The organism is Virgisporangium ochraceum, assembly GCF_016863655.1.
Classification (GTDB): Bacteria; Actinomycetota; Actinomycetes; order Mycobacteriales; family Micromonosporaceae; genus Virgisporangium; species Virgisporangium ochraceum.
This window is the reverse complement of record NZ_BOPH01000081.1, coordinates 66,370-89,125: the sequence shown is the minus strand read 5'-3', so window position 1 is coordinate 89,125 and position 22,756 is coordinate 66,370. Positions and strand designations below refer to the sequence as shown.

20 protein-coding genes are annotated in these 22,756 nt (G+C 72.6%); 4 read left to right on the top strand and 16 right to left on the bottom strand.

Going from position 1 to position 22,756, the window contains the following annotated elements; all coding sequences use genetic code 11:
• Positions 1-61: 61 nt before the first annotated feature.
• The gene (locus Voc01_RS27490) at positions 62-1,840 is read left to right on the top strand and encodes a helix-turn-helix domain-containing protein (protein WP_239160528.1); all 1,779 of its coding nucleotides are present in this window, start codon (positions 62-64) and stop codon (positions 1,838-1,840) included.
• Here the strand turns inward: Voc01_RS27490 and Voc01_RS27485 are convergent.
• The 9 genes from Voc01_RS27485 to Voc01_RS27445 form a co-directional block, all read right to left on the bottom strand.
• Positions 1,812-2,492, bottom strand: coding sequence for a TetR/AcrR family transcriptional regulator (locus Voc01_RS27485; RefSeq protein ID WP_203930450.1), 681 nt, complete (start codon positions 2,490-2,492; stop codon positions 1,812-1,814). The genes Voc01_RS27490 and Voc01_RS27485 overlap by 29 nt on opposite strands.
• 52 nt (positions 2,493-2,544) lie before the next feature.
• Entirely contained in the window at positions 2,545-3,582 is a 1,038-nt protein-coding gene (locus tag Voc01_RS27480; RefSeq protein WP_373873877.1) for a branched-chain amino acid ABC transporter permease, read from the bottom strand.
• The gene (locus tag Voc01_RS27475) at positions 3,579-4,448 is read right to left on the bottom strand and encodes a branched-chain amino acid ABC transporter permease (protein WP_203930449.1); all 870 of its coding nucleotides are present in this window, start codon (positions 4,446-4,448) and stop codon (positions 3,579-3,581) included. The genes Voc01_RS27480 and Voc01_RS27475 overlap by 4 nt, the downstream gene beginning before the upstream one ends.
• Entirely contained in the window at positions 4,445-5,689 is a 1,245-nt protein-coding gene (locus tag Voc01_RS27470) for an ABC transporter substrate-binding protein (protein WP_239160527.1), read from the bottom strand. The genes Voc01_RS27475 and Voc01_RS27470 overlap by 4 nt, the downstream gene beginning before the upstream one ends.
• 13 nt (positions 5,690-5,702) lie before the next feature.
• Positions 5,703-6,395 (bottom strand): ABC transporter ATP-binding protein, encoded by a 693-nt coding sequence (locus Voc01_RS27465; protein WP_203930448.1) that lies wholly within the window; start codon positions 6,393-6,395, stop codon positions 5,703-5,705.
• On the bottom strand, positions 6,388-7,152 hold the full coding sequence (locus tag Voc01_RS27460) for an ABC transporter ATP-binding protein (protein WP_239160526.1): 765 nt from the start codon (positions 7,150-7,152) through the stop codon (positions 6,388-6,390). The genes Voc01_RS27465 and Voc01_RS27460 overlap by 8 nt, the downstream gene beginning before the upstream one ends.
• 28 nt (positions 7,153-7,180) lie before the next feature.
• Positions 7,181-8,791 carry a tannase/feruloyl esterase family alpha/beta hydrolase gene (locus Voc01_RS27455; RefSeq protein ID WP_203930447.1) on the bottom strand — a complete coding sequence of 537 codons (1,611 nt, stop codon included), beginning with the start codon at positions 8,789-8,791 and terminating at the stop codon, positions 7,181-7,183.
• A 270-nt stretch (positions 8,792-9,061) separates the two neighbouring features.
• On the bottom strand, positions 9,062-9,301 hold the full coding sequence (locus tag Voc01_RS27450; protein WP_203930446.1) for a CPCC family cysteine-rich protein: 240 nt from the start codon (positions 9,299-9,301) through the stop codon (positions 9,062-9,064).
• A gap of 92 nt (positions 9,302-9,393) precedes the next feature.
• Entirely contained in the window at positions 9,394-9,984 is a 591-nt protein-coding gene (locus Voc01_RS27445; RefSeq protein WP_203930445.1) for a histidine phosphatase family protein, read from the bottom strand.
• Positions 9,985-10,033: 49 nt separating this feature from the next.
• Between Voc01_RS27445 and Voc01_RS27440 the strand changes: the two genes are divergently transcribed.
• From Voc01_RS27440 to Voc01_RS27430, 3 genes are all read left to right on the top strand, one after another.
• A complete protein-coding gene (locus Voc01_RS27440) occupies positions 10,034-10,867 on the top strand; it encodes a hypothetical protein (RefSeq protein WP_203930444.1) in 834 nt (277 codons plus the stop codon).
• A gap of 92 nt (positions 10,868-10,959) precedes the next feature.
• On the top strand, positions 10,960-12,615 hold the full coding sequence (locus tag Voc01_RS27435) for a leucine-rich repeat domain-containing protein (protein WP_203930443.1): 1,656 nt from the start codon (positions 10,960-10,962) through the stop codon (positions 12,613-12,615).
• A gap of 27 nt (positions 12,616-12,642) precedes the next feature.
• On the top strand, positions 12,643-14,169 hold the full coding sequence (locus tag Voc01_RS27430) for an FAD-binding oxidoreductase (RefSeq protein WP_239160525.1): 1,527 nt from the start codon (positions 12,643-12,645) through the stop codon (positions 14,167-14,169).
• Here the strand turns inward: Voc01_RS27430 and Voc01_RS27425 are convergent.
• The 7 genes from Voc01_RS27425 to Voc01_RS27395 are packed head-to-tail and all read right to left on the bottom strand — an operon-like array spanning position 14,144 to position 22,719.
• Complete coding sequence (locus Voc01_RS27425) at positions 14,144-15,439, bottom strand: sensor histidine kinase (protein ID WP_203930441.1); 1,296 nt, start codon at positions 15,437-15,439, stop codon at positions 14,144-14,146. The two genes, Voc01_RS27430 and Voc01_RS27425, sit on opposite strands and share 26 nt — an antisense overlap.
• A complete protein-coding gene (locus tag Voc01_RS27420; protein ID WP_239160524.1) occupies positions 15,436-16,101 on the bottom strand; it encodes a response regulator transcription factor in 666 nt (221 codons plus the stop codon). The genes Voc01_RS27425 and Voc01_RS27420 overlap by 4 nt, the downstream gene beginning before the upstream one ends.
• A 49-nt stretch (positions 16,102-16,150) precedes the next feature.
• Positions 16,151-17,413, bottom strand: a complete 1,263-nt coding sequence (locus tag Voc01_RS27415) for a cation:proton antiporter (RefSeq protein ID WP_203930439.1) — start codon at positions 17,411-17,413, stop codon at positions 16,151-16,153.
• A complete protein-coding gene (locus Voc01_RS27410) occupies positions 17,410-18,732 on the bottom strand; it encodes a cytochrome P450 (RefSeq protein WP_239160523.1) in 1,323 nt (440 codons plus the stop codon). Before Voc01_RS27410 ends, Voc01_RS27415 begins: the two co-directional genes overlap by 4 nt.
• The gene (locus Voc01_RS27405; protein ID WP_239160522.1) at positions 18,729-19,727 is read right to left on the bottom strand and encodes an alpha-hydroxy acid oxidase; all 999 of its coding nucleotides are present in this window, start codon (positions 19,725-19,727) and stop codon (positions 18,729-18,731) included. Before Voc01_RS27405 ends, Voc01_RS27410 begins: the two co-directional genes overlap by 4 nt.
• Complete coding sequence (locus Voc01_RS27400; RefSeq protein ID WP_239160521.1) at positions 19,715-21,244, bottom strand: NAD(P)-binding domain-containing protein; 1,530 nt, start codon at positions 21,242-21,244, stop codon at positions 19,715-19,717. Before Voc01_RS27400 ends, Voc01_RS27405 begins: the two co-directional genes overlap by 13 nt.
• Entirely contained in the window at positions 21,241-22,719 is a 1,479-nt protein-coding gene (locus tag Voc01_RS27395; RefSeq protein ID WP_239160520.1) for an HAL/PAL/TAL family ammonia-lyase, read from the bottom strand. Before Voc01_RS27395 ends, Voc01_RS27400 begins: the two co-directional genes overlap by 4 nt.
• Positions 22,720-22,756 lie beyond the last annotated feature (37 nt).

The following is a 22,756-nucleotide window of genomic DNA, read 5'->3' as shown; positions in this document are numbered from 1 at the left end:
GCTTCGGTGAGAGACGTTTCCGCCACTGTTCATGGGGAGTCGGTGTGCTTATCCTCCACCCGTGGAGAACGCTGACCTCGCGTCGTACCGCCACCGTCGCGAGCGGGAACTCGGTGCGCTGTACGCGACGGCGCGGTCGCTGACGGCACTCGGTGAGCTCGACGCCGTGCTGGACTCCATCGTCCGCGAGGCGCACGAGCTCGTCGGTACCGACTTCACGTACCTCTCGCTGGTCGACCCCGAGGGTGAGCTGACGCTGAAGGCGTCGCAGGGCACGATCTCGTCGACGTTCAACCAGGCCCACGTGCCCGCCGGAACCGGTGTCGGCGGCCGGGTCATCGCCACCGGCGCGCCGGCGTGGGTCAGCAACTACCTGCAGGCGCAGGACCTCCCGCACGACCGCACCTTCGACGACCTGGTCGTTCCCGAGGGCATGGTGGCGCTGCTCGGTGTGCCGCTGCTCGTCGGCGAGGAGGTCATCGGCGTGCTGTTCGCCGCCGACCGCACCGAGCGTCCCTTCGAACCCGACGAGGTCGCCCTGCTGAGCGCCTTCGCCGACCACGCGGCGATCGCCCTCAACAACGCCCGCCTCTACGACGAGAGCCGGTCCGCGCTCAAGCAGCTGCAGGCCGCGTACCTCACGATCGAACGCCAGGTCGCCATCATGGAGCGGGCCCAGTCCGTCCACGAGTCGCTGACCCACGTGGTGCTCAAGGGCGGCGGCGCCGACGAGATCGCCCGGCTGCTGGTCGACCACCTGCAGGGCGCCGTCACGGTGTTCGACCGGTCCGGCGCCGTCGTCGCCCGGTGCCCGCCCGGTCCGGACGTGGCTCCGGAGCCGTCCGACGACGCGGTCGACCGGGCCCGCCGGTCGGGACGATGGGCGACGACCGTCGACCGCACCGGCCGGTGGCACGGCGCGGCCACCGTACAGGCGGGCGACACCTACCTCGGGGCGGTGGTGCTCACCCGGGCGCAGGAGCCCACACCGGTCGACATCCGCACGGTGGAACGCGCCGCGCAGATCATGGGACTGCTGATCCTGAAGGACACCGCGGTCGCCGAGGCCGAGGAACGGGTCAGGGGCGAGCTGCTCACCGAGCTGCTGGTCTCCGCGCCGCCGGTGGGGCCCGCCCACCGGGCGCGCGCCCACGCCCGGGGCGTCGACGTCGGGTCGCTGAACGTCGTCGTCGTGGCGATGTCGGAGACGAGATCCGTCTCCGACGTCGGTCGTCGGCTGCGTGTGCTGGCTTCGGAGTGGAACGGGCTCGCCGGGGAGCACCGGGGCCGCGCCACGCTTCTCGCCGCGGCATCCGGTGCCGCGGAGGTCGCGGACGCCGTGCACGCGCGGCTGCGCAAGGAGCTCGGCTCTGCGGTCAGGGTGGTCGCCGAGCGGGTCGCCGACGACAACTGGGGACGGGCGTTCGAGCGGGCCAGCCGGTGCTGCGACCTGATGCGCAACCTCGGTGTGACCGACCGGGGGGCGACCGCCGAGCGGTACGCCATGTTCGCCCTGCTGTTCGACCCCGACCGCGCGCAGGACCTCGACCGGTTCGTCACCGACACCCTGGGGCCGCTGCTCGCCTACGACGCCCGGAGGTCGACGCGGCTGGTCGCCACCCTGACGTCGTACTTCGTCAACGCCGGCAACCTCACCCGCACGGCCACCGCCCTGCGGGTACACATGAACACGCTGCTCAAGCGGCTCGACCGGGTCGAGGGCATCATCGGCGCGGACTGGCGCGCGCCCGACCGGGCCCTGCAGCTGCAGGTGGCGCTGCGGCTGCACGACCTACGGACCCGGACACCCCCTACCGCAGCTCCTCCGCCGCGTCCTTGAGCGAGGTCAGTACGCGGCGGCTGTGCGGCGTGTCCGGCAGCACGGCCAGCAGCAGCGGGGTGCTCGAGAACGACGTCTGGTGGATCATCAGCCGGCGGACCCACTCCATGCCCGCCGCCGACTCGGCGACCGGATCGGTGGCCCCGCCGCCGCGCACCCAGTTGCCGAGCGCCGCCCGGTGGATCGCGTCGATGAGGGCGGCGAGGGCGATCGGCTGGAACGACGGGGTGTCGGGCGGAAGGTGGTCGCGCAGGTACGCCCGGGTCAGGGCCACGTACCGCTCGTGTTCGACGATCTCCCGCTTGCGCAGCTCGGGGACGACGCGTGTCAGCTTGTACCGCCGCAGCGCGAGTTCGGGCCGGCTGAGGAAGTCGTGCAGCGACGCCTCCGTGGCCGCGATGACGGCGTCGACGGGGTCGGTGCCGGGAGGGGATTCGAGAAGACACCGCTCCACCAGACCGAGGCGTTCGGTGTGGTCGGGGAAGACCAGTTCGTCCTTGCTCTCGAAGTGCCGGAAGACGGTGCGTCGGGACACGCTGGACGCCTCGGCGACGGCCTCGACGGTGACGTTCGCGTACCCCTCCTCGAGGAACAGGGCCATCGCCGTCTCCGAGATCCGGTACTTGGTCTCGAGAATCCTTCTGGAAGTCACCGACAGGCGCCCTCTCCCGACGTCGCGCGGGCCCCGTCGGCGGCTTGCCGCCTCACCCGTCAGCGTCGGCCGGACCGCGACGTGACGAGGTGCGGCGCTGCTGCCGGGCCAGCCATCGGTTCCGAACGGTACCCCAGATCCCACGGCGGAACAGCAGCACGACGAGGACGAAGACGGTGCCGGTGATCAGGTCGATTCCGTGGAAACCGGACGAGGCGAGGTAGTCGGCGAGCATCACGTTCAGGAACGCGCCGATGGTCCCGCCCCACAGGGTGCCGATGCCGCCGAGCACCGTCATCAGCACGACCTCGCCCGACGTGCTCCAGTGCAGTTCGGTCAGCGCGACGAAGCCGTGGTTGATGGCGAACACGCCGCCGGCCAGCCCGGTCAGCCCGGCCGACAGCACGAAAGCGATGACCTTGTACTTCTCCACCTCGTAGCCGAGGGCCCGGGCCCGTTGGCTGTTGTCGCGGATCGCCACCAGGACGCGTCCGAACGGCGAGTGCACGATGCGCCAGGCCGCCCACATGCCGAGCAGGAGGATCGGCAGGGCCGCGTAGTAGAAGTAGAACGACTCGGTCTCGACCAGCTCGATGCCGAAGAACGTCCGGGGCACCCCCTGCAGGCCGTTCTCGCCGCCCGTCAGGTCGCTCCACCGGTAGCCGATGAAGTAGACCATCTGCGCGAACGCGAGGGTCACCATCGCGAAGTAGATCCCGGACCGGCGCACCGACACGTACCCGATGGGCAGGGCCAGGATCATCGCGAACACCGCGCCGCCGAGGACGGCCACCGGGAACGGCACGCCGTAGTGCGTCGCGATCAACCCGGTCACGTACGCCGAGCTGCCCCAGAACGCCGCGTGGCCGAACGAGAGCAGGCCCGTATAGCCGAGCAGGATGTCGAGGGCGATCGCGAACAGCGCCAGCGCGACGATGTCCATCGCCACCGGCGGATAGACGAACCAGGGCAGCGCCAGCGCCGCCGCCAGCCCGACGGCCAGCAGGACCCACCGCAGCCGCGGCCGGCGGGCGGGTCGGGTCGGGTCGGCCGGTGCGGCCGTCACCTGGGTCGCCACGGACGGGGTCACGCCGCCTCCTTGCGTCCGAACAACCCGGCGGGCCGGACCAGGATGACCAGGGCCATCAGCACGAAGATGAGGATCTGCGCGAACGTCGGCGCGTAGGCCTGACCGAACGCCTCCACCAGACCCACCATGAACCCCGCGACCACCGCGCCGACGATCGACCCGAGCCCTCCGATCACGACGACCGCGAACAGGATGATGGCGAAGTTGCTGCCCATGTCGGCGGTGATGGCCCGGAACGGCGCGGCGAGCACGCCGGCCAGACCGGCGAGCGCGACGCCGAAGCCGAAGACCGGGGTCACCCAGCGACCGACGTTGATGCCGAGGGCCCGGGCCAGCTCGGGCTTCTCGGTCGCCGCCCGCACGATCATGCCGACCCTGGTGCGGGTCATCACCACCCAGACGAGCACGCAGACCGCGACGGAGAACAGCAGGACGAACAGCTGGTACCGCGGCAGCACCACGCCGGCCAGGTCGAAGCGGCCCCGCAGCGGCTCAGGCAGCCGGTACGGCAGCCCGGACACGCCGTACCGCTGCTTGACCAGTTCGACGAGGACCAGCGTGAGGCCGAACGTCAGCAGGAAGTTGTAGAGCGGGTCGAGCCGGAGCAGCCACCGCACGAGCAGCCGCTCCACCACGACGCCGAAGGCGAACATCAGCACCGGCACGACGAGCAGCGACCACCACAGCGACAGGTCGAGCGCGTCGAGCAGGACGGCGGTGGTGACCGCTCCGAGCATGTAGAAGGCGCCGTGGGCGAAGTTCACCACACCGAGCACGCCGAAGATGATCGCCAGGCCCAGGGCGGCCAGCGCGTAGAAGCTGCCGGCCGCCAGTCCCTGGACGGTGTACTGGAGGAACGCGTTCACATCGAGCAGCCCGACGCCTCGGCCGGAGCGAACGCCTTCGACGCGGGGATCGTGGCCACGATCTCCTCGTAGTCCCACTCCTCCTTGACCTCGGCCGGCTTCTTCACACGGACGAGGTAGGCGTCGTGGACGACGGAGTGGTCCTTGGCGCGGATCTCGCCGTTGCGCAGGAACACGTCGTTGAGCTTCTTGCCTTCGAGCTCTCCGACGACCGCGTCGGCGTCGTCGGTTCCGGCCGCCTGCACCGCCTCCAGGTACTGCAGCGCCGCGGAGTAGTTGCCGGCGTGTTCGAAGGTCGGGCGGGTGCCGGTCTCCGCGCGGAACCGGTCGGCCCACGCGCGCGCCTCTGCGTCCATGTTCCAGTACCAGGCGTCGGTGAACATGGTGCCGGCGAACTGGTCGACGCCGAGCGAGTGGATGTCGGTGATGAGCATCAGCCCGACGGCCAGCTCGATACCGCGCTCCTTCAGCCCCGACTCGTTGAACTGCTTGACGAAGTTGATGAGGTCGCCGCCGGCGTGCATCGTGCCGATCACGTCCGGATTGGAGCTTCCCGCCTTGGTGAGGAACGTGGCGAAGTTCTCGTTCGGGAACGGCGTCGCGATGGTGCCCTGGACCGTGCCGCCCGCCTTCTTGATCGCGTCGGTGAACGACTTCGTCATGTTCTGGCCGAACTCGTAGTCCGGATAGACGATGTGCCAGTTCTTCCCGCCGTTCTCGGTAACCGTCGTGCCGGTGCCGTTGGCGAGCATGTAGGTGTTGTAGGCCCACTGGAACGTGTACTTGTTGCACTGGGCGCCGGTCAGCGCCGTGGTCGCCGCGCTCACGTCCAGGAACAGCTTCTTGTGGTTCTTCGCCTGGGTGGCGACGGCCAGGGCGGCCGACGAGGTCGGCACGTCGAGGATGACGTCGGCGCCGCCGCGCTCGTACAGCTCCGACGCCTTGGTGTTCGCGATGTCGGGCTTGTTCTGGTGGTCGGTCGACGTCACCTCGATCGTGTCGACCACCGCCTTGTCGCCGTACTTCTTCCTGAAGTCGGCGACGGCCATCTTCACCGCCTTGACGGAGTTGGGTCCCGACGCGTCCTTGTAGACCCCGGACTGGTCGTTGAGCACGGCCAGCACCAGCTTGTCGTCGGAGAAGTCACCGTCCGACCCTCCCGGTCCGCCCTGACCACACGCGCCGAGGAGCAGCACGGCTGTCAGGGCCGAGGCGCCGGCCCGCATTCGCTTGCTCTTCATGGTTCTCCCCATCTCAGATACCGAGGTGTTTCAGGAGCTCGCCCTCCCGGCGGCGGAACTCGGAGCTGTCGAGGGTCTCCACGACGCGTCCCTGGCCGAGCAGGTAGTGCCGGTCGGCCACGGTGGCCGCGAACGCGACGTTCTGCTCGATGAGCAGCACGCCGGCGCCGGTGGCCCTGATCTCGCGGATGATGGCGCCGATGCGGGCCACGACCACCGGGGCGAGGCCCTCGGAGGGCTCGTCCATGAGCAGCAGGCGGGCGCCGGTGCGCAGCACCCGGGCGATGGCCAGCATCTGCTGCTCCCCGCCGGACAGCGTGGTCCCCGACGCCTTCCGGCGCTCGGCGAGCACCGGGAACGCCTCGTAGACCCGGTCCAGCGGCCAGGCCCGGTCGGAGACCGTGGGCGGCAGGAGCAGGTTCTCCTCCACCGTGAGGCTGGCGTAGATGCCCCGGTCGTCCTGCACCCAGCCCATGCCCGCGCGGGCCCGCTGGTGCGCCGGCACGCGGGTGACGTCGCGGCCGAGGAACCGCACGGTGCCGCGGACCTGCTGGTGCAGTCCCATCAGGCAACGCACCGTCGTCGTCTTCCCGGCGCCGTTGCGGCCGGCGAGCGCGACGACCTCACCCTCGCCGACGGTCAGGTCGACACCGTGCAGCGCCTGCGCCTGGCCGTACCACGCCATCAGACCGGTGACCTCAAGCATGGTGGGCCTCGCCCAGGTACGCGGTGATCACCCGTTCGTCGTTGCGCACCTCGTCGTAGTCGCCCTCGGCCAGGATCCTGCCCTGCTGCAGCACGGTCACCCGGTCGGCCAGGCTGCCGACGACGCGCATGTTGTGGTCGACCAGCACCACCGTGCGGCCGGCCGCGATGCGGCGGACCAGCTCGATGGTGCGGTCGACGTCCTCGGTTCCCATTCCGGCCGTCGGCTCGTCGAGAAGCATCACCGGCGGGTCCAGCGCCAACGCCAGCGACAGTTCCAGCGCGCGCTTCTGCCCGTAGGCGAGCGCACCCACCGGCGTGTCCGCCAACGGCATCAGCCCGACCTGCCCGAGCAGTTCCTCCACGCGGGCCGTGTCTCGTCCCAGCAGCTTCTCCGAGCGCCAGAACCGGAATCCCTGCCGGCCGGTGCCCTGCAGGGCCAGCTCGACGTGCTCGCGGCTCGTCAGGCTGTCGAAGAGGCTGGTGATCTGGAACGACCTGGCCACCCCCCGGCGCGCGATCTGCTCCGGCGGCCGGCCGGTGACGTCCTCGTCGAACACCTCGATCGTTCCCGACGTCGGTGCGACGAACCCGGTGAGGAGGTTGAACAGTGTCGTCTTCCCCGCACCGTTGGGACCCACCAGCGCGTGCACGTTCCCCTCGCGGACCTCCAGGTTCACGGAGTCGACCGCGCGGAAGCCCCGGAACACCTTGGTCAGGTCCCGCGTGCGCACCGCGACCCGCTCTACCGCCGTCACCGGGCCTCCGTCCGGCCCGCCGCCGGGGTCACGGCGCACACGTGAAGCTCCGGGCGTCGTCGGGGTCGCCGGCGCGGTACCTCGGCCAGCGCGGGTACTCGCAGAGCGGGCGCGTCCTGCCGTCGCGGTTGTCGACGGCGACGGGTGCGACCGGCGGCCGTCCCTCCTCGACCCACCGTTCCAGGGCCGACAGCGAGTCCCAGGTGGCGGCGAACGCCGGCGCGCCGAAGTTGGCGTGGTTCGCGCCCGGCACGAGGTAGTACCGCAGGAAACCGTGGGTCTGCCGGGCTCCGACCGTGTCGAGCACCCGCCGGTAGTAGTCGTTCGTCGAGCGGTGCGAGACCAGTTCGTCGGCGGCGCCGTGGAGCAGGAGCAGCCGTCCGCCGGACCGCGCGAAGGGACGGAGGTCGACGGTGTTGCGGTCCTGGATGGTGGAGAGGTGGCTGATCCGGGGCAGCCACGTCCCCGGATGCCGCGGGTCGAGGCGCAGCGAGTCGAACGCGGGATCGCGGGTCAGGAAGTACCTGACCCACTGTTCCCAGTACCGGGGGCCGAACCCACTGGTCGCCGGCATCGGCGTGGCGGGTGCGGTGGTGCCGAACCCGAGATACGGCGTCCTCATGTCCGCGCCGGACAGGAACGGGAAGCCCGGGTAGTGGCGCTCGCCGCTGGCGAGGCGGTACGGCCAGCTGAACGGCGTCGACGCGGCGACCACCGACGCGAGCTGCGGGTCGGACAGACACGTCGGCCCGGTGTCCGCGCCGCCGGGGCAGCGCAGCGTCGCGGGGTCGAAGCGGCACCCGGTCTCGTTCGAGATGATCCGGTCCTCGACGCCGTCGCGTCCGTCGCACGCGGCCATGACGCTGTCGTAGAGGAGGGTCTGCTTGTCGGGGACGGGGAACGCGCCGGGCCGCGCCATCAACCGCGTCAGGTGTCCCAGCTGCAGGATCTCGGCCATGTTGTTCCAGGCCGGGTACGCGGAGATCACGCCGTCGAAGGCATCGGGCCAGCGTTGCGCGACGACGAGAGCCTCGCGACCACCGGTCGATCCGCCCGCGAAGTAGGCGTGGCGCGGCCCGGCGCCGTAGCCGCGACGGATCAGGTACAGGGCGGCGTCGTGGGTCTTCTTGAGCGCGTCGCCGGCGGCGAAGTTGCGCAGCGCCTCGTCGTTGACGCCGAAGGACCCGTCGAGCGGTCCGGTGGGACCCGCCTGGTGCCCGGAGTCGCTGGCGTACGTCGCGTACGCGCGGGCCAACGGCGTCGGCCGGTCGGGACGGCCGAACGGTACGTTCTGCGCGACGTCGGGGACCGTTCCGTTGAACCCGCCGCCGCCGAACATCACCGTGGCGCGGTTCCACCCGACCGGCATGGCGACGCGCAGCCTGATGTCGGGTGCGGCGGGATCCACCGGCGACAGCGACGCCTGGACGTTGCAGTACGCGACGGTCGTGCCGCTGACGACCTGCGTCACCACCGCCGCCGAGTCGACCCGGCCGCCCTTTGTCGGCAGGGTGATCGCCGATGCCGGGATCCGTCCGCCCGCCAGGTCGGCGCAGCGGGGAACCGTGCCGGCCGCTGCGGCGGAGGGCGCCGGCCCGAGAACCGCTGTCGCGCCCACCAGCACCGTGACGACCGTCAAACGGGCGGATATCCGCCTCGATCTCTCCTGAACTCGCAGTACTCGGCTCATAGCGAAGCTCCTGACCAAGCAGGCTGAAAGATGCACGCTGTGCCGTCAGTCCGCATATAGACGGCACTGAGTGCCGTTCACTGTGCCATGGGTCACAGCGGCCCGCAAGGGTCAGGGTGAGGAGAACCGGGCGTTACGGGCGCCGACACCGACACCCGGACAAGGGGGCGCTACGCCCAGCCTCTCCGACGAGCAGACGTGGACGCGATCGAGCGCCAATCAGGGGTGTTCGTCGGGCCGGGGCGGGCGCACCACGTCGCGGTAGCGGCGGGCGCTCGCGCCGTAGATGGAGTAGTTCAGCCGGGCCTCGTCGAGGGTGCGTTCGCCGTTGAGACCGTCGACCGCGGTGCCGGAGTGCCGGCCCGCCGCGCCGTCGTGCGTCCAGTAGCAGACCGGGCAGGTGGCACAGCCTGTCCGGTAGCCGCAGCACGGACACCGTGGAATTGAAAGGCGATCCACCCGCCAAGCCTTTCACGCCCGGCGTGACAGTTCGCGTCCGCGCACCGTCACATTCGGATCACAGCCCCTGTCCACCCGCCGGGGAACGCGCGTCAGCGCACGGCCTGCCGGACCTTCGCGGCCGGATCGATCCGGTAGACGACGTCGTTCGGCTGGGTACAGGCCAGGGCCTCCGGCGCGCTGAGACCGAGCAGGTGCCGTTGCAGCATCCGGCCGATCATCTCGTGGGACACGACCAACGGCCGGCGGGCCGCGGACCCGCTGATCCGCGTCAGGGCGTGCCCCGCCCGGACGTCGGCGTCGGCGTAGCTCTCGCCGCCGGGGAACGTCCAGGTGTACTTCTGCGACGCGCGGCTGTTCCACTCGTCGGGCCACCGGTCGCGGACGTCGTCGACGGTCAGGCCGGCGAACCGGCCGTGGTGGACCTCCGACAGCTCGTCGACCACCGTGACGGGCAGGTCGAGGCCCGCGGCGATGATCCGCGCGGTGGCCACCGCCCGCCCCAACGGGCTGGCGAACACCGCGTCGACCCCGTGCGGCCGCAGCACCGCGGCCAGATGCCGGGCCCGGGACACGCCGACGTCGGTCAGCGCCGAGTCGAACTGACCCTGCATGCGTCGTTGCAGGTTCCACTCGGTCTGACCGTGCCGGGCCAGAAACACGCACTCCCACCGGGCGTCCACCCCACCATCCTGACCCACGGCACGGAGTGCCACGGCATATGCTCCGGCGATGAGCGACGAGCCGTTCGCGGTACTGACCCGCGGCCACGGCCGGCGGACGTCCGAGTCGTCCTTCACCGAGGTGACCGACCGCATCGCACGCTGGCTGTCCGCCGTCGAGGCGGCCGGCCTGGTCGCGGCGTTCGACGGAGCCGCCCCCGACGCGCGCGTCACGCTGCCCTTCGACCGGCTGCGGTCCCTGATCGGGCCGGCGCGGGCGGCCTGCCGCGCCGCCGGTGCGCCGTCGGATGCCTTCCTGGACCTGCTGGGCAGGCTGCGGACGCGGCTGGGCGCGTCGCCACCGCCGTCGCTGGTGGACTTCTGGGAGCTGCGCGAGCGCAGCCCGCAGTGGCGCGATGTGGTCTCCGCGCTCGTCGGTCCGACAATCTACGACCCGTCCTCCTACCTCGACCACGGCTCGGACCCGAAGTACCGGTTGTCGGTCGCGCTCCGGGGCGACTCGAGGTCGCCGGTGTACGCGACGCTGGAGGACGAGTACGTCGAGTGGTTCGAGGACACCGACGAGGCTCAGCGGGCGACCGCCGCCACCTGGCAGCGCTTCTCCGTCGGGGACGGGGTCATGCTCGACCCCGACATCCGGTACTCGTTGATCGAGATCGCTTCCGATCACGGCGAGTGGGTCGAGGTGGTCACCGACTGGCGTGACGCGTCCGGCGAGTCGCCGATCTTCCGGTCCGGCGACGACTACGAAGGCTACGCCGACCTCCTGGCCACCAGCGTGCCGCAGTGGCTCGGCCTCGAGATCGACGCCACGCTCGCCCGGCTCGCGGGATCGGTGGACTTCCGGGCGGTCGCGGGCGGAACGACCCCACTCACCCCCTGACGGGCACCCGACCGGCGCGGGACATCCGATCGTGCGACCGTGTGCGAAACTGCCCGGACTTCACCCGACAGCGGTGAATGTACGGGGGGATCATGGGACACGACGGTGAACAGCGACCCGACCGCACCGACACCGCGGCGGTGTCCGGGGATCCGTCGCGGTACGCGTACGCGCGGGCCGCCCTCCACCGCGACGACGACCCGGCCGGCCCGCCCGCCGAGCGGCGCGTGGAGCTCGCGCTGCGCTCCCTCACCGGGGTCACCGACGGACCCGTACCGCAGGCCGACCTCGACGCGATCGACGGGCTGCGCCTGCGGACGAGCGGCGCCACCGCGTTCAACCAGCTGTCGACGCTGCGGAACCTGCAGTGGCTGTCCATCGAGACGACAGTGCCGTTCGACCTCGCGCCGCTGGTTGACGCCGTCGCCGGTGCCGACGCCCTCGGCGACCTGTCGCTGAGCGGGCCGGTCGACGACATCGCGCCGCTGGCGCGGCTGCACGGCCTGCGCATCCTGCGGCTGGAGAACACCGGGGTGACCGACGTGCGCCCGCTGGCCGGGCTGGCGTACCTGCACGACGTGGGCATCACCGACGGGCCGCTGGCCGACCTCTCCCCCCTGGCCGCCCTGCCGCTGACCCGCCTCTTCGTGTACGACACCCGGGTCACCGACATCGGTCCGCTGACCGGCCACCCGTCCCTGCAGGTGCTCGGGCTGTGCGGGTGCCGGATCGACGACCTCTCCCCCACCGCGACGATGCCGTCGCTGCACTACGTGAACCTCAGCCGGTCCCGGTTCGTCGGGCTCGACGCGCTGCGGACCCGGCTGCCGCACGTCACGTTCGAGGCGCGTGCCGACGACGCCGGACCGACGCCGCCGGAGCCCGCGACGGCCGCGCCGACGACGGCCGGCCCGGACGCCCGGGACGCGGCGACCCTGCTGGCCCGGTACCGGGAGACGGAGGACTTCGAGGAGCGGTGCGCCCTGGAACTACCGCTGGTCGCCAGCCGTGATCCGGAGGCGGTCCAGGAGGTCGTCCGCGACCGCGAGATCACCGCGTACACCGTGCGCGGGATGCTCTTCCGCGACGGCGTCGGAAACCTGCCGTTCGCCGCGAACCCGTGGGGTGTCGGGTCCGGCGACGACTGGTCGGCGGCGCTCGACCGGGTCTGGGCGCCGGTCGCGGACCACGCGCCGCGTTTCGTCGCCGCCGTGCGCGCCCGTACGGTGGCGCTGGTGCTGCTCGCCGACCCGCAGGGCAGCACCCACCTCGCCTACCTGTCCGTCCTCAGCGACGCCGACGAGCCCGGGTCCGGACCCGGCCTCGACGACCCCCGTCCGGACCTGTACCTGCAGATCGTTCTGGGACGCGCGCCGGAGCCGACCGACGCGACCGCCGTCGTGCCCGTCATGGCGGGACCGGTGCCGCGGCCGGTCCGGGACTTCCGCGCCGCCCACGCCGGCTTCGGCCGCCTCCGCGCGGAGGTCGACCGCAACGTCGACGACTGGTTCGGGCGGGGCACCGGCTTCGCCACCGGACGGCTCGACGGGCTGCCACCGGACCGCTTCGTGGTCGGTGCCGGCATGATCGACTGGCAGGGCTACCTGTTCGACCTCGACGTCCTCGACGACGACGGCGCACCGACCGTGGTCAGCTGGGCGTTCAAGGAGAGCGGACGGATCTCCGACCACACGTCGTTCTGGGACTGGGTCGACAGCGACGGCGCCGAGGTCGCGTTCCACGGCTGACCGCGGCCGCACCGCTATGGTGTGCCGGTGCGCTCGTGGTGGGGCTGGGGCCGGGTCGACCGGGCGCTCGACGACGGGCAGCTGCGCGCCCTGGGCGAACAGGTCGGGCTGTTACTGCCGCTCGACGGTGCCGTCACCCCGGTGCCCGACGTCCCGCCGCTGCCACCCCCTCGGATCCGGCCACCGGCGTCGCTGGCCTCCCTCGTCACCGACGACGACCGGGACCGGGCCGGGCACGCGTACGGCAAGGCGTACCGCGACGTCGTGCGGGCGCTGGCCGGCCGCGTCGACCATCCACCCGACCTGGTCGCCCGGCCCGACACCGACGCCGCCGTCGCCGCGCTGCTCGACTGGGCCGGCGACACCGGGACCGCCGTCGTGCCCTACGGCGGCGGGTCGTCGGTCGTCGGCGGCGTCGAGTACCGCGGGACCGGTCCGTGGCTGTCCCTGGACCTGGGCCGGCTCGCCGGCGTCAGCGAGGTCGACCCGGTCAACCACGCCGCGCGCGTCGGCGCCGGAACCTTCGGCCCGGCGGTCGAAGCGGGGCTCCGCCCGCACGACCTGACGCTGCGCCACTTTCCGCAGAGCTTCGAGTTCTCCACCGTCGGCGGCTGGGTCGCCACCCGTGCCGGTGGCCACTTCGCCACCGGACCGACCCACATCGACGACCTCGTCCAGGCGCTGCGCGTCGTCACCCCGATCGGGGTCAACGAGACCTTACGCGTGCCGGCGAGCGGTGCCGGGCCCGCGCCGGACCGGCTGTTCCTCGGGTCGGAGGGCATCCTCGGCGTCATCACCGCGGCATGGTTGCGGGTGCGGCGCCGCCCGCGCTTCACCGCCGCCGCCGCGATCCGTTTCGAGCACGACGCCGACGGCCGCGCCGCCGCCCGCGCGATCGTCCAGTCGGGGCTGCAACCGGCCAACTGCCGGCTCCTGGACCCCCTGGAGGCGGCGATCCAGGCCGGCGTCACCGACGGCGGCGCACGCCTGCTGCTCGGGTTCGAGAGCGCCGACGTCCCGGTCGACCCGCTCCTCGCCCGGGCGGTCGACATCAGCCGCGCGCACGGCGGCACCGGGGAGACCACCGGCGGCGGCACCGGCGGCGCCTGGCGGGAGGCGTTCCTGCGCGCGCCCTACGTGCGCGACGCGCTGGTGCGGCTCGGTGTCATGGTCGAGACCGTCGAGACGGCGTGCGCCTGGGACCGGTTCGACGACCTGCGCGACGCGGTCGTCGACGCCGCCGGCCCACGTGGCTCGACGGTGGTCACCTACCGGCTGACGCACGTGTACCCCGACGGTCCCGCGCCGTACTTCACGATCCTCGCGCCGGCGCCGCGCGGTGCCGAGGTCGACCGCTGGGACGAGGTGAAGCGGGCGGTCAACGACGCCATCGCGGCACACGGCGGCACGGTCACCCATCACCACGCCGTCGGTCGGGACCACCGCCGGTGGTACGACACCGAACGCCCCGAGCCGTTCCACGCCGCGCTCCGCGCGGCGAAGGCGGCCCTCGACCCGCGCGGGGTCCTCAATCCCGGCGTCCTGATCGGGTGACGCCGAAGGCGGGCCGCGCCCGCCACCGCGGCCGGTGCCGGCCCGGCGCGGAGTCCACTGTGGGCAGTCGCACCGTGAACACCGCCCCGCGGCCGGGATGCCCGTCGGCGGTGATGGTGCCGCCGTGACCGGTCACCACCTCGCGCAGCAGCGCCAACCCGAGCCCGTGCCGCCGCTCGCCCGCGTTCGCGCCCCGGTGGAACCGGTCGAAGATGCGCTCGGCGTCCGCCGGGTCGAACCCGTGACCGGTGTCGGCGACCAGCACCTCGGCGACCGGCCCGTCGGGAACGAGGTCGGACCGGACCGTCACGCTGATCCGGCCGCCCCGCGGCAGGTGGGCGAACGCGTTGGCGAGCAGCTCGCCCAGCACCCGGCGCAGGGCCGACTCGACGCCCGGCACGAGCACCGGATGCTCCGGCACGGTCAGGGTCAGCACCTGACCGCGTTCGGCCGCCCCGTCCAGCTCCAGCTCGACGGCGTCGACCGCCAGCGCGGCCAGGTCGACCGGTCCGGCCGTCCGCGGCTCGCCGGGCGTCGACGCGAGGCGCGCCGACAGCAGCATCTCGTCGACGATCTCGCCGAGGCGGCGGGTCGCCAGGACCAGCCGTTGCAGATCCTCCGGTTCGGCGGTCGCGCGACGGGCCAGCAACTGGGCGCGCGTGTGCACGTGCGCGATCGGGGTGCGCAGCTCGTGGCTGGCGTCGGCGACGAACCGGCGCTGCCGGGCCAGGGCCTCGACCAGCGGCGCCACCGCGCGGCGGCCGACCTGCACGCCCGTCACGGTCGCGGCGAGAAGGCCGGCCGATGCCGCCAGCGCGAAGGCCCACAGCAGGTGCCGGCGGTCGGAGAGCTGGAACCGGGCGTCGAACACCACCTGGACGACGCCGCCGTCGCGCCGCTCGGTATGGACGTAGTACACGGTCCCGTCGCGGGCGACCTCGACGTCGTCCGGGTCGCCGGTCGCCGCGACCCGGTCGACCGCCGACCACAGCGGGAAGCCCGCCGGTGGCGGGTTGTTGGCGCGGCTGAGGCTGGCACCGGACGCACTGTCGGAGAAGTGGAAGATGAAGCTGCAGGCGGGCGGCCCGGCGATCGCGCCGTGCGCGGCGCCCCAGGCGAGCTCGCGGTGGATCTGCGCCTCCTGGCTGCGCAGCAGCACGGCGTAGGAGATCCCGCCGGCCAGCGCCAGCAACGCGGTGACCGCCAGCCCGACGCCCAGCCCCAGCCGGAGCCGGGCCCGCCGGACGAGGGCCTCGTCGAGGGGGATCACACCGACCCCAGCCGGTATCCGAGGCCGTACACGGTGCGGATCACCGACCGGCCGAGCTTGCGGCGCAGGTAGTACACGTAGGTGTCCACAATGGACGCCGCGGCCGCCTCCTCGAAGACGCGGCGGCGCAGCTCCGAGCGGGAGTGGACGCCGGTCGGCCGGGCGGCGAGCGTCCGCAGCAGTTCGAACTCCCGGGTGGACAGTGCCGTCCGCGACCCGTCGGGCCGCACCACGTCACGGGCCACCAGGTCGAGCCGGCCCCGACCGACCGGCAGGGACTCGGTCGGAGCCGGCATCCGCCGGCACAGCGCCCGCACCCGGGCACTGAGCTCGTCGAGGTCGAACGGCTTGGCGAGATAGTCGTCGGCGCCCGCGTCGAGGCCGGCGATCCGGTCGTCGACCGTGCCCAGCGCGGTCAGCAGCAGGGCCCGCGCCGGAACCGACCGCGACCGCAGCCGCGCGACCAGGTCGAGACCGTCGAGCGCGGGCAGCAGCCGGTCGATGAGCATGACGTCGTAGCGCCGGGTCAGCCCTAAGTGCAGTCCGCGGTGCCCGTCGGGTGCCCGGTCGACGAGGTAGCCCTCGTCGACCAGCGCGCCGGTCAGCATCTCGCTGAGCTCCTCGTCGTCCTCGACGACGAGGAGCCGCCCCACAGCAGACATCCATCGACGATCGCACATGTCTTTGCGTCGGCAAGTAGTGATCGATGTCTCAATCTCGACTCACTGCCAGCTCCCTGTCCGGCGGGGCGGCGGAGCGGTCCCGCCGATCGAGCCAGGACAGCACCGGCGTCGTCATCAGCGTGGTCACCAGGGCGACGAGGACCAGCACGGTGAACAGCAGCGGACTCACGATGCCCGCCTCCAGCCCCACGTTGAGCGCGATGAGCTGCATCAGGCCGCGGGCGTTCATCAACGCGCCGATCCGCAGCGCCACCCCCTGCGGCTCCCCCCGCACGCGGGCCGCGGCCCAGCAGGCGCCGAACTTGGCGACGATCGCCACCACGACGCACGCCACCGCGAACGCGAGCACCGCCGGGTCGCCGAGGAGCCCGAACTCCGTGCGCAGCCCGGAGTAGGTGAAGAACAGCGGCAGGAACACGGTGGCGGCGACCGGCGTGAGCGTGTCGACGACCCGGTCGGTGCGGTCGGTGTGCGGCATCACCACGCCGACCGCGAACGCGCCGAAGACCGCGTACAGCCCGATCTCGTCGGTGTACCAGGCCACCAGGAACAGCAGCGCCACCGTGCCCAGCATCCGGGCGCGGTCGTCGAGGCGGTCGCTGCCCATCAGGACGCGGGTCACCCGCGGGCCCAGGAGCCACATCACCAGCCCGAAGACCACGGCGCCGCCGGCCGTGACGAACGCCGGCCCGGCCTCACCCGACGCGAACGCGAGCACCACGGCGAGCATCACCCACGCGGTCACGTCGTCGAGGGCGCCGCTCGCGAGCGACACCGACCCGTGCCGGGTGCCGGCCTGCCCGCGCTCGGTGATGATGCGGGCGAGCATGGGGAACGCCGTGATGGCCAGCGCCACCCCGACGAACGCCGCCGTGACGCCCAGCGACGTGCCCTCCTTCTGCACCGGCACCTGGCGGTGCAGGAGCACGACGAGCAGCACGCCGAGCGTCAGCGGCGCGGCCACACCGGCCACCGACACCGCGCCGGCGGTGCCCACGACCCCGGAGATCCGGTGGGTGGTGAACGCGTAGCCGGCCTGGAACATGAACAGCACCAACCCGACCTGACCGACCACGTACAGGATCGGCAGCAGCTGCGCCGGGAACAGCGCGTCCTGCACGCCGGGCAGGAGCAGGCCGAGCAGCGACGGGCCGAGCAGGACGCCCGCGAGCATCTCGCTGACCACCGGTGGCTGGCCCACCTTGGCCAGCAACCAGGCGACCGCCTTGCAGAACAACAGGATCACCGCCACGGCGATGAAGAACCGGGGTGCGAGTTCGACCGGCGTCACGTACCAACCTCCTCGAAGAACGACGTACAGAGCCGTTGCCGCCGCGCGTCGACGACCATCCAGGTGCCGAGAACGAGTTGCCGCACCGAGCGCCCGACGCCGGCCCACCGGTCCCCCAGCCGCTGCGCGGCCAGGCGCGCCCGGCCGGGCCCGGCGAGTCCGACGGGCGTCAGGTAGGCGGGGCCGCGGCTGGGCAGCGACCTGGTGTGCTCGACGGCGGACGCGAGCGTGAAGCGGCGCAGCACCTCGCGGGTGGCGGCGCGCAACATCACCGGGGCGGCCCCGCGGGCAGGGCAGGCGCGGTTGGCGGTCACGCCGTACGGGATGAAATGCGCCTCGCGGCGCGGGACGGACAGCCACCGGTCCGGGTCGAAGGCGGCGTCCGCCGCCGGGCCGGTCCGCTGGTAGGCGAGGTAGTTGAACAGCAGCACCGAACCCGCCGGCAGCGTCACCGACGCGTCGACGACGATCGGTGCCGAGGTGATCCGGTGCGCGATCCCGAACAGCGGATGCACCCGCAGCGTCTCGTCGATGAACCGGTCGAGGGCGTCGTCGTCGGCGTACGGCGGCGCCGGATGCTGGGCCGCGCACAGCAGGATGTGTGCCATCGCCTCGGACATCTGCACCACGGCCGTGTTGAAGAACGCGCCCTGCAGGTACCACGTGGTCTCCTGGGCGGTGAAGCCCGGCAGGGTCACCGGGCACGTTCCGTCCTCCAGCCGTCCGAGCAGGTACCGGGTGAGGCGGTCACGCCGGTCCATGTGCCGCAGGCCGGTCGCCTTGAGCGCGGTGACCACGTCGTTCGCGTTGGCCACGATGAGGTCGCGCGCCGCCGTGGGGCACGGCTCGTCGAAGACCAGTTCGTGGAACACCTCGGCCCAGACCGGCATCATGAGGTCGCGCAGCCGCACGGCCGCGGTCCGCCGGGGCGTCAGGACGTCGAGCGCGCGGCGGGTCGCGGCGGTCGCCAGGTCGTCGCACCGGTCGTGCGGGACGGCGAGGACGCGGCGCGTCGTCCTCGCCACCACGCGGTAGCGCTCCCCCGGCTCCAGGTGCTCCTGGTGCATCTGCGGCCCCGGCGCCAACCAGTACCAGAACAGGTCGGACAGCCCGGCGCCGCGGCTGCGCCCGTCGGCGGCCGGGTCGCCGTAGACCCGTTCGAAGTGCTCGGGACCCACCAGCGGGCCCGGAACCGGGATCCCCTCCACGCCGTTGACCCGCACGAAGATCCGTTCGCGCAGCCGCACCACCATCGCGGGCAGCCAGCGCGGAACGGTCCACAGCAGCACCGCTGCGACGACGAACGCGGCGATGGTCATGCGGCCGCCACCAGGTCGGCGGTCAGCTCCGCCGGGGTCCGGGCCCCGGCCAGGGCCAGCGCCGCGTCCAGCCCGACCATCAGACCGTCGAGGGCATCCCGGACGCCCGCGGCGCCGCCGGCCGCGAGCGCCCACACGACAGGCCGCCCGACGAGGACGGCGGTGGCACCGAGCGCGAGCGCCACCAGCACGTCGACGCCGCGCCGCACGCCGCCGTCGAGCAGGACGGGAAGCCGTCCGCCCACGGCCTTCACGACCGCCGGCAACGCGTCGATGGTCGCGATCGCGCCGTCGAGCTGACGCCCGCCGTGGTTGGACACGATGAGCCCCGACACGCCGTGCTCCACGGCGAGCTCGGCGTCGGCCGGGTGCAGGATTCCCTTGAGCACGATGGGCAGGCCGGTGATGGCGCGCAGCCGGTCGACGACGTCCCAGCCGAGCCGGTCGTCCATCGCGATGCTCCGCACCCGGCCCGTGCCGTCGCGCAGGTTCTCGCACACCATGCCGGCCGGCAGGTCGAGGAACCCGTTGCGCACGTCGCGCGGCCGGTGCGCGAACACCGGCGAGTCCACCGTCACCACCAGGGCCCTGACACCGGCGGCCTCCGCGCGGCCGACGACCGACGCGGTGAACGCGGCATCGGGTTGCGGGTAGAGCTGGAACCACAGTGGACAGTCGGTCGCGGCGATGTCCTCGACCGGTGCGGTCGCGGCCATGCTGACCACCATCAGGGATCCGGCGGCGGCGGTGCCGCGCGCGGTGGCGACCTCCCCGTCGGGGTGGGCGAGGCGGTGGAACGCGGTCGGCGCGACGAGGACCGGCGCGGCGACCTCGGTGCCGAACAGCGTGATGCGCAGGTCGCGGTCGCCGGTGGCCCGCAGCACCCGCGGAACGACGCGGATCCGGTCGAAGGCGGCCTCGTTGGCCCGCAGCGTCCGCTCGTCGCCGGCGCCTCCGGCGAAGAAGTCGCGGTGGACCGGACTCAGGTCAGGCATCGCGCGACGAACTCCGCGAGCGGCCGGACGTGCACGTCGGGCCGGTCCCACCGGTTCTCCAGGTTCTCGGCGAGGTGGTGGACCGCGACGGTTGCGCCGTCGCGGCGGAAACGCACCACCGGGTGCAGGTACGCGGCATCGTGTGCCTCGCCGACGGCGTCCTGCCTGATCCTGCCGACGGTGATGTCGAACGGGTCGACCTTGTCGTGGTCGGGCCCGTACTCGAGGGTGACGACGAACGCCGGCCCGGTGCCGTCGATGTAGGCGACCGGAACCTCCTCCAGGTACCGGGCGTCGGCGCCGTCGACGGTCACGACGTCGGCGAGGAAGCCGAACTGCTGCCACAGCGCGGAGGTGCGGTTGACCCGGTCGACGACGGCCCGCGTGATGGCGTCGGGGTTCGCGTCGAGCTTGTCGGCGGGCCACGGTGTGTCGTGGTACCGCTCGCCGAGGATGCGGTGCAGTGCCCTGACGCCGTACCGGAAGCCGTGAATGAACCCGTTCGTGGACTTCTTGAAGTCGCGTTGCTGGGTGAGGGTGCCGGCGAAGTACAGGCCGGGTACGTTGACCGACTCGAACGCCGGGGTCTGTTCGGGGAAGCGGTCGTTGATGACCAGGCGCGGCCGCGCCGTGTCGTCGAAGACGGACGCGTCGAAGCGGAACCCGGTGCACGCCAGCACCCGGTCGTAGTACAGCTCCTTCACGACCTCGTCGGCGCGGGAGAAGCTGAACGTGACGCGGTACCCGGTCCCGTCGCGTTCGATCCTGCGCACGTTGCCGTCGAGGATCGCGTTCGCCGACTTCAACTGGTACGTGTCGAGGAAGTTGTTGTTGACCGCGCGCAGGTGCCCGACGTAGTGGGTGCGCCACGCCATGCGGATCGAGCTCGGGCCGGCGACGTGGATGACCGCGGCCTTCTCGATGAGCGCGTCGGCGGTCTCGAACGCCGAGTTGCCCTTGCCGACGACGAGCACCCGCTGGTCGGTGTAGTCGGCGGGATCGACGGACATGTCGGAGTAGTCCTCGGCGAGGTCGAAGCCGTCGATGTCCGGGCGGTAGGGCTTCGACACCCCGGTGGCGACGACGACCCGTCTCGCCGTGAAGATCTCGTCCCCGGCCCGCACCGTGAACCCGCCGGCGTCCTTCGACACCCGGTCCACCCTTGTGTGGTAACGGATTTTCGCGCCCGTCGCCGCGGCGACGTCGGCGAGGTAGCGCACCATGACGTCCGCGTGCGGGAAGTACCGCTCGGTGTAGTCGGTGAACAGGTGCCCCGCGTCCAGCAGCGAGTTCCAGTCCAGCCGCAGGTTCAGCTCCGGGTCGTCGGTGCCCGTGTGCGCCTTGTTGATGGAGATGAGCTGCCGGTGCCGCGGGAAGCGGGTGAAGAACGTCCCCGGCGCCCCACCGGCTTCGAGGACCAGGTAGTCGTGCCGGCCCTCGGCCTCGAAGAGGGCGGCCAGCTGCAACCCGGCCGGGCCGGCTCCGATGATCAGGTACTCCAGCGTCACGACGGTCACCTCTCGAAGTTCGCGACGACGTCGGCGGCGCGCCGCACGTCGTCCTCCAACGGCCGGTCCGGGTCGATCGGGGGTATCGCGTCGGCGAGCGCGGCCAGCACCGCGGCGCAGCGCGGCGCGGTCGGTGTGCGGGCGCCGACGTGGACGGCCTGGCGCAGCCCGAGCGCCAGCGACCCGACGAGCAGCCGCAGCAGCCGGGCGTGGTCCAGGGCCCGCAGGGCGGCCTGGGTGCCGAGCGGCACGACGTCCTGGTTGTGCAGGTTGGTCGGCAGGCTCTGCATGCTGGCCGGAACCGCGTCCCGGCGCAGCTCCGCGACCAGCGCGGTCGACGCCAGCTGCACCCCCTGCAGGCCGTGCTGCTGCCCCGGCCCGGCGGCCAGCATCGGCGGCAGGCCGCCGTTGCGGTGCGGGTCGACGAGCAGGTCGAGCTGCCGCTCGGCGAGGTTGCCGACCTGGGCGGCCACCATCGACAGCACGTCGGCCGCGAACGCGGCCGGCTGGCCGAAGAAGTTCCCGCCGTGCACCACCGCGTCGTCGTCGGGGAAGAACACCGGGTTGTCGCTGACACTCGCGAGATCCGCGGCCACGACGCCGTCGACGTAGCGCAGCGCGTCCTCGGCCGCGCCGAGCAGCTGCGGCGAACACCGGATGCTGTACGGCTCCTGCAGTGCCCGGGTGCCCGACGCCGTCAGGCCCTCCGCGGTGGCCCGCATCGCGGCACCGACCGCGACGGCACCCGGATGGCCGTACGCGGCGAGCAGGCGGGCGTCGAGGAACTGCGGGTCGCTGCCGAGCAGGTCGGCGAGCAGGCAGGTCAGCGTCAGCACCGCCCGGTGCGACCGGCGCACCGCGTCGAGGGCCAGCGCCGTCGCGGCGGTGGTCAGCGACGTGCCGTTGACCATCGCCAGCGCGTCGCGGCCGTCGAGCGGCAACGGCTCCAGCCCGGCCCGGTCCAGCGCCCGCGCCGCGGGCAGGCGCACGCCGTCCACATAGGCGTGACCGCGGCCCCGCAGCGCCTGCGCGGCCGCGCCCAGCGGGATGAGGTCGCCGCTGGCGCCGACCGACCCCAGCCGCGGCACCGCCGGGACGAACGTCGTCGCCAGCATCGCCGCGATCGCGTCGACGACGTGGGGGGACACGCCGCTCGACCCGCGGGCCAGCGACCACACGCGCACGAGCATCGTCGCCCGCACCACGTGCGGGTCGAGGTCCGGTCCCTGGCCGGCGCCGAGGTGCGCGAGCGTGTTGTCGGCCTGGTCGCGCAGGTCGGCCCGGCCGGCGTACCCGACGAGCGCGCCGAACCCGGTGGTGGCCCCGTAGACCGCGCGGTCGTCGCCGAGGACCTTGGTCAGGAACACGCGGGCGGCGGCGACGCGGGCCGTCACCCGCTCACCGACCACGACCCGGACCGGGTCGCGGGCGGCGTGCAGGTCGGCGACCCGCAGCGGACCGGCGAGATCCACCTGTGGTGTCATGGGACGGCACGCTAGAGACACATTCTCAGAAGCTTCT

What these genes read in the sequence shown, in the direction of transcription:
- Voc01_RS27470 (WP_239160527.1), bottom strand. Translation starts at nt 5,689, where the DNA reads ATGAAGAGCAAGCGAATGCGGGCCGGCGCCTCGGCCCTGACAGCCGTG.
- Voc01_RS27465 (WP_203930448.1), bottom strand. Translation starts at nt 6,395, where the DNA reads ATGCTTGAGGTCACCGGTCTGATGGCGTGGTACGGCCAGGCGCAGGCG.
- Voc01_RS27435 (WP_203930443.1), top strand. Translation starts at nt 10,960, where the DNA reads ATGGGACACGACGGTGAACAGCGACCCGACCGCACCGACACCGCGGCG.
- Voc01_RS27405 (WP_239160522.1), bottom strand. Translation starts at nt 19,727, where the DNA reads ATGCCTGACCTGAGTCCGGTCCACCGCGACTTCTTCGCCGGAGGCGCC.
- Voc01_RS27440 (WP_203930444.1), top strand. Translation starts at nt 10,034, where the DNA reads ATGAGCGACGAGCCGTTCGCGGTACTGACCCGCGGCCACGGCCGGCGG.
- Voc01_RS27395 (WP_239160520.1), bottom strand. Translation starts at nt 22,719, where the DNA reads ATGACACCACAGGTGGATCTCGCCGGTCCGCTGCGGGTCGCCGACCTG.
- Voc01_RS27410 (WP_239160523.1), bottom strand. Translation starts at nt 18,732, where the DNA reads ATGACCATCGCCGCGTTCGTCGTCGCAGCGGTGCTGCTGTGGACCGTT.
- Voc01_RS27420 (WP_239160524.1), bottom strand. Translation starts at nt 16,101, where the DNA reads ATGTCTGCTGTGGGGCGGCTCCTCGTCGTCGAGGACGACGAGGAGCTC.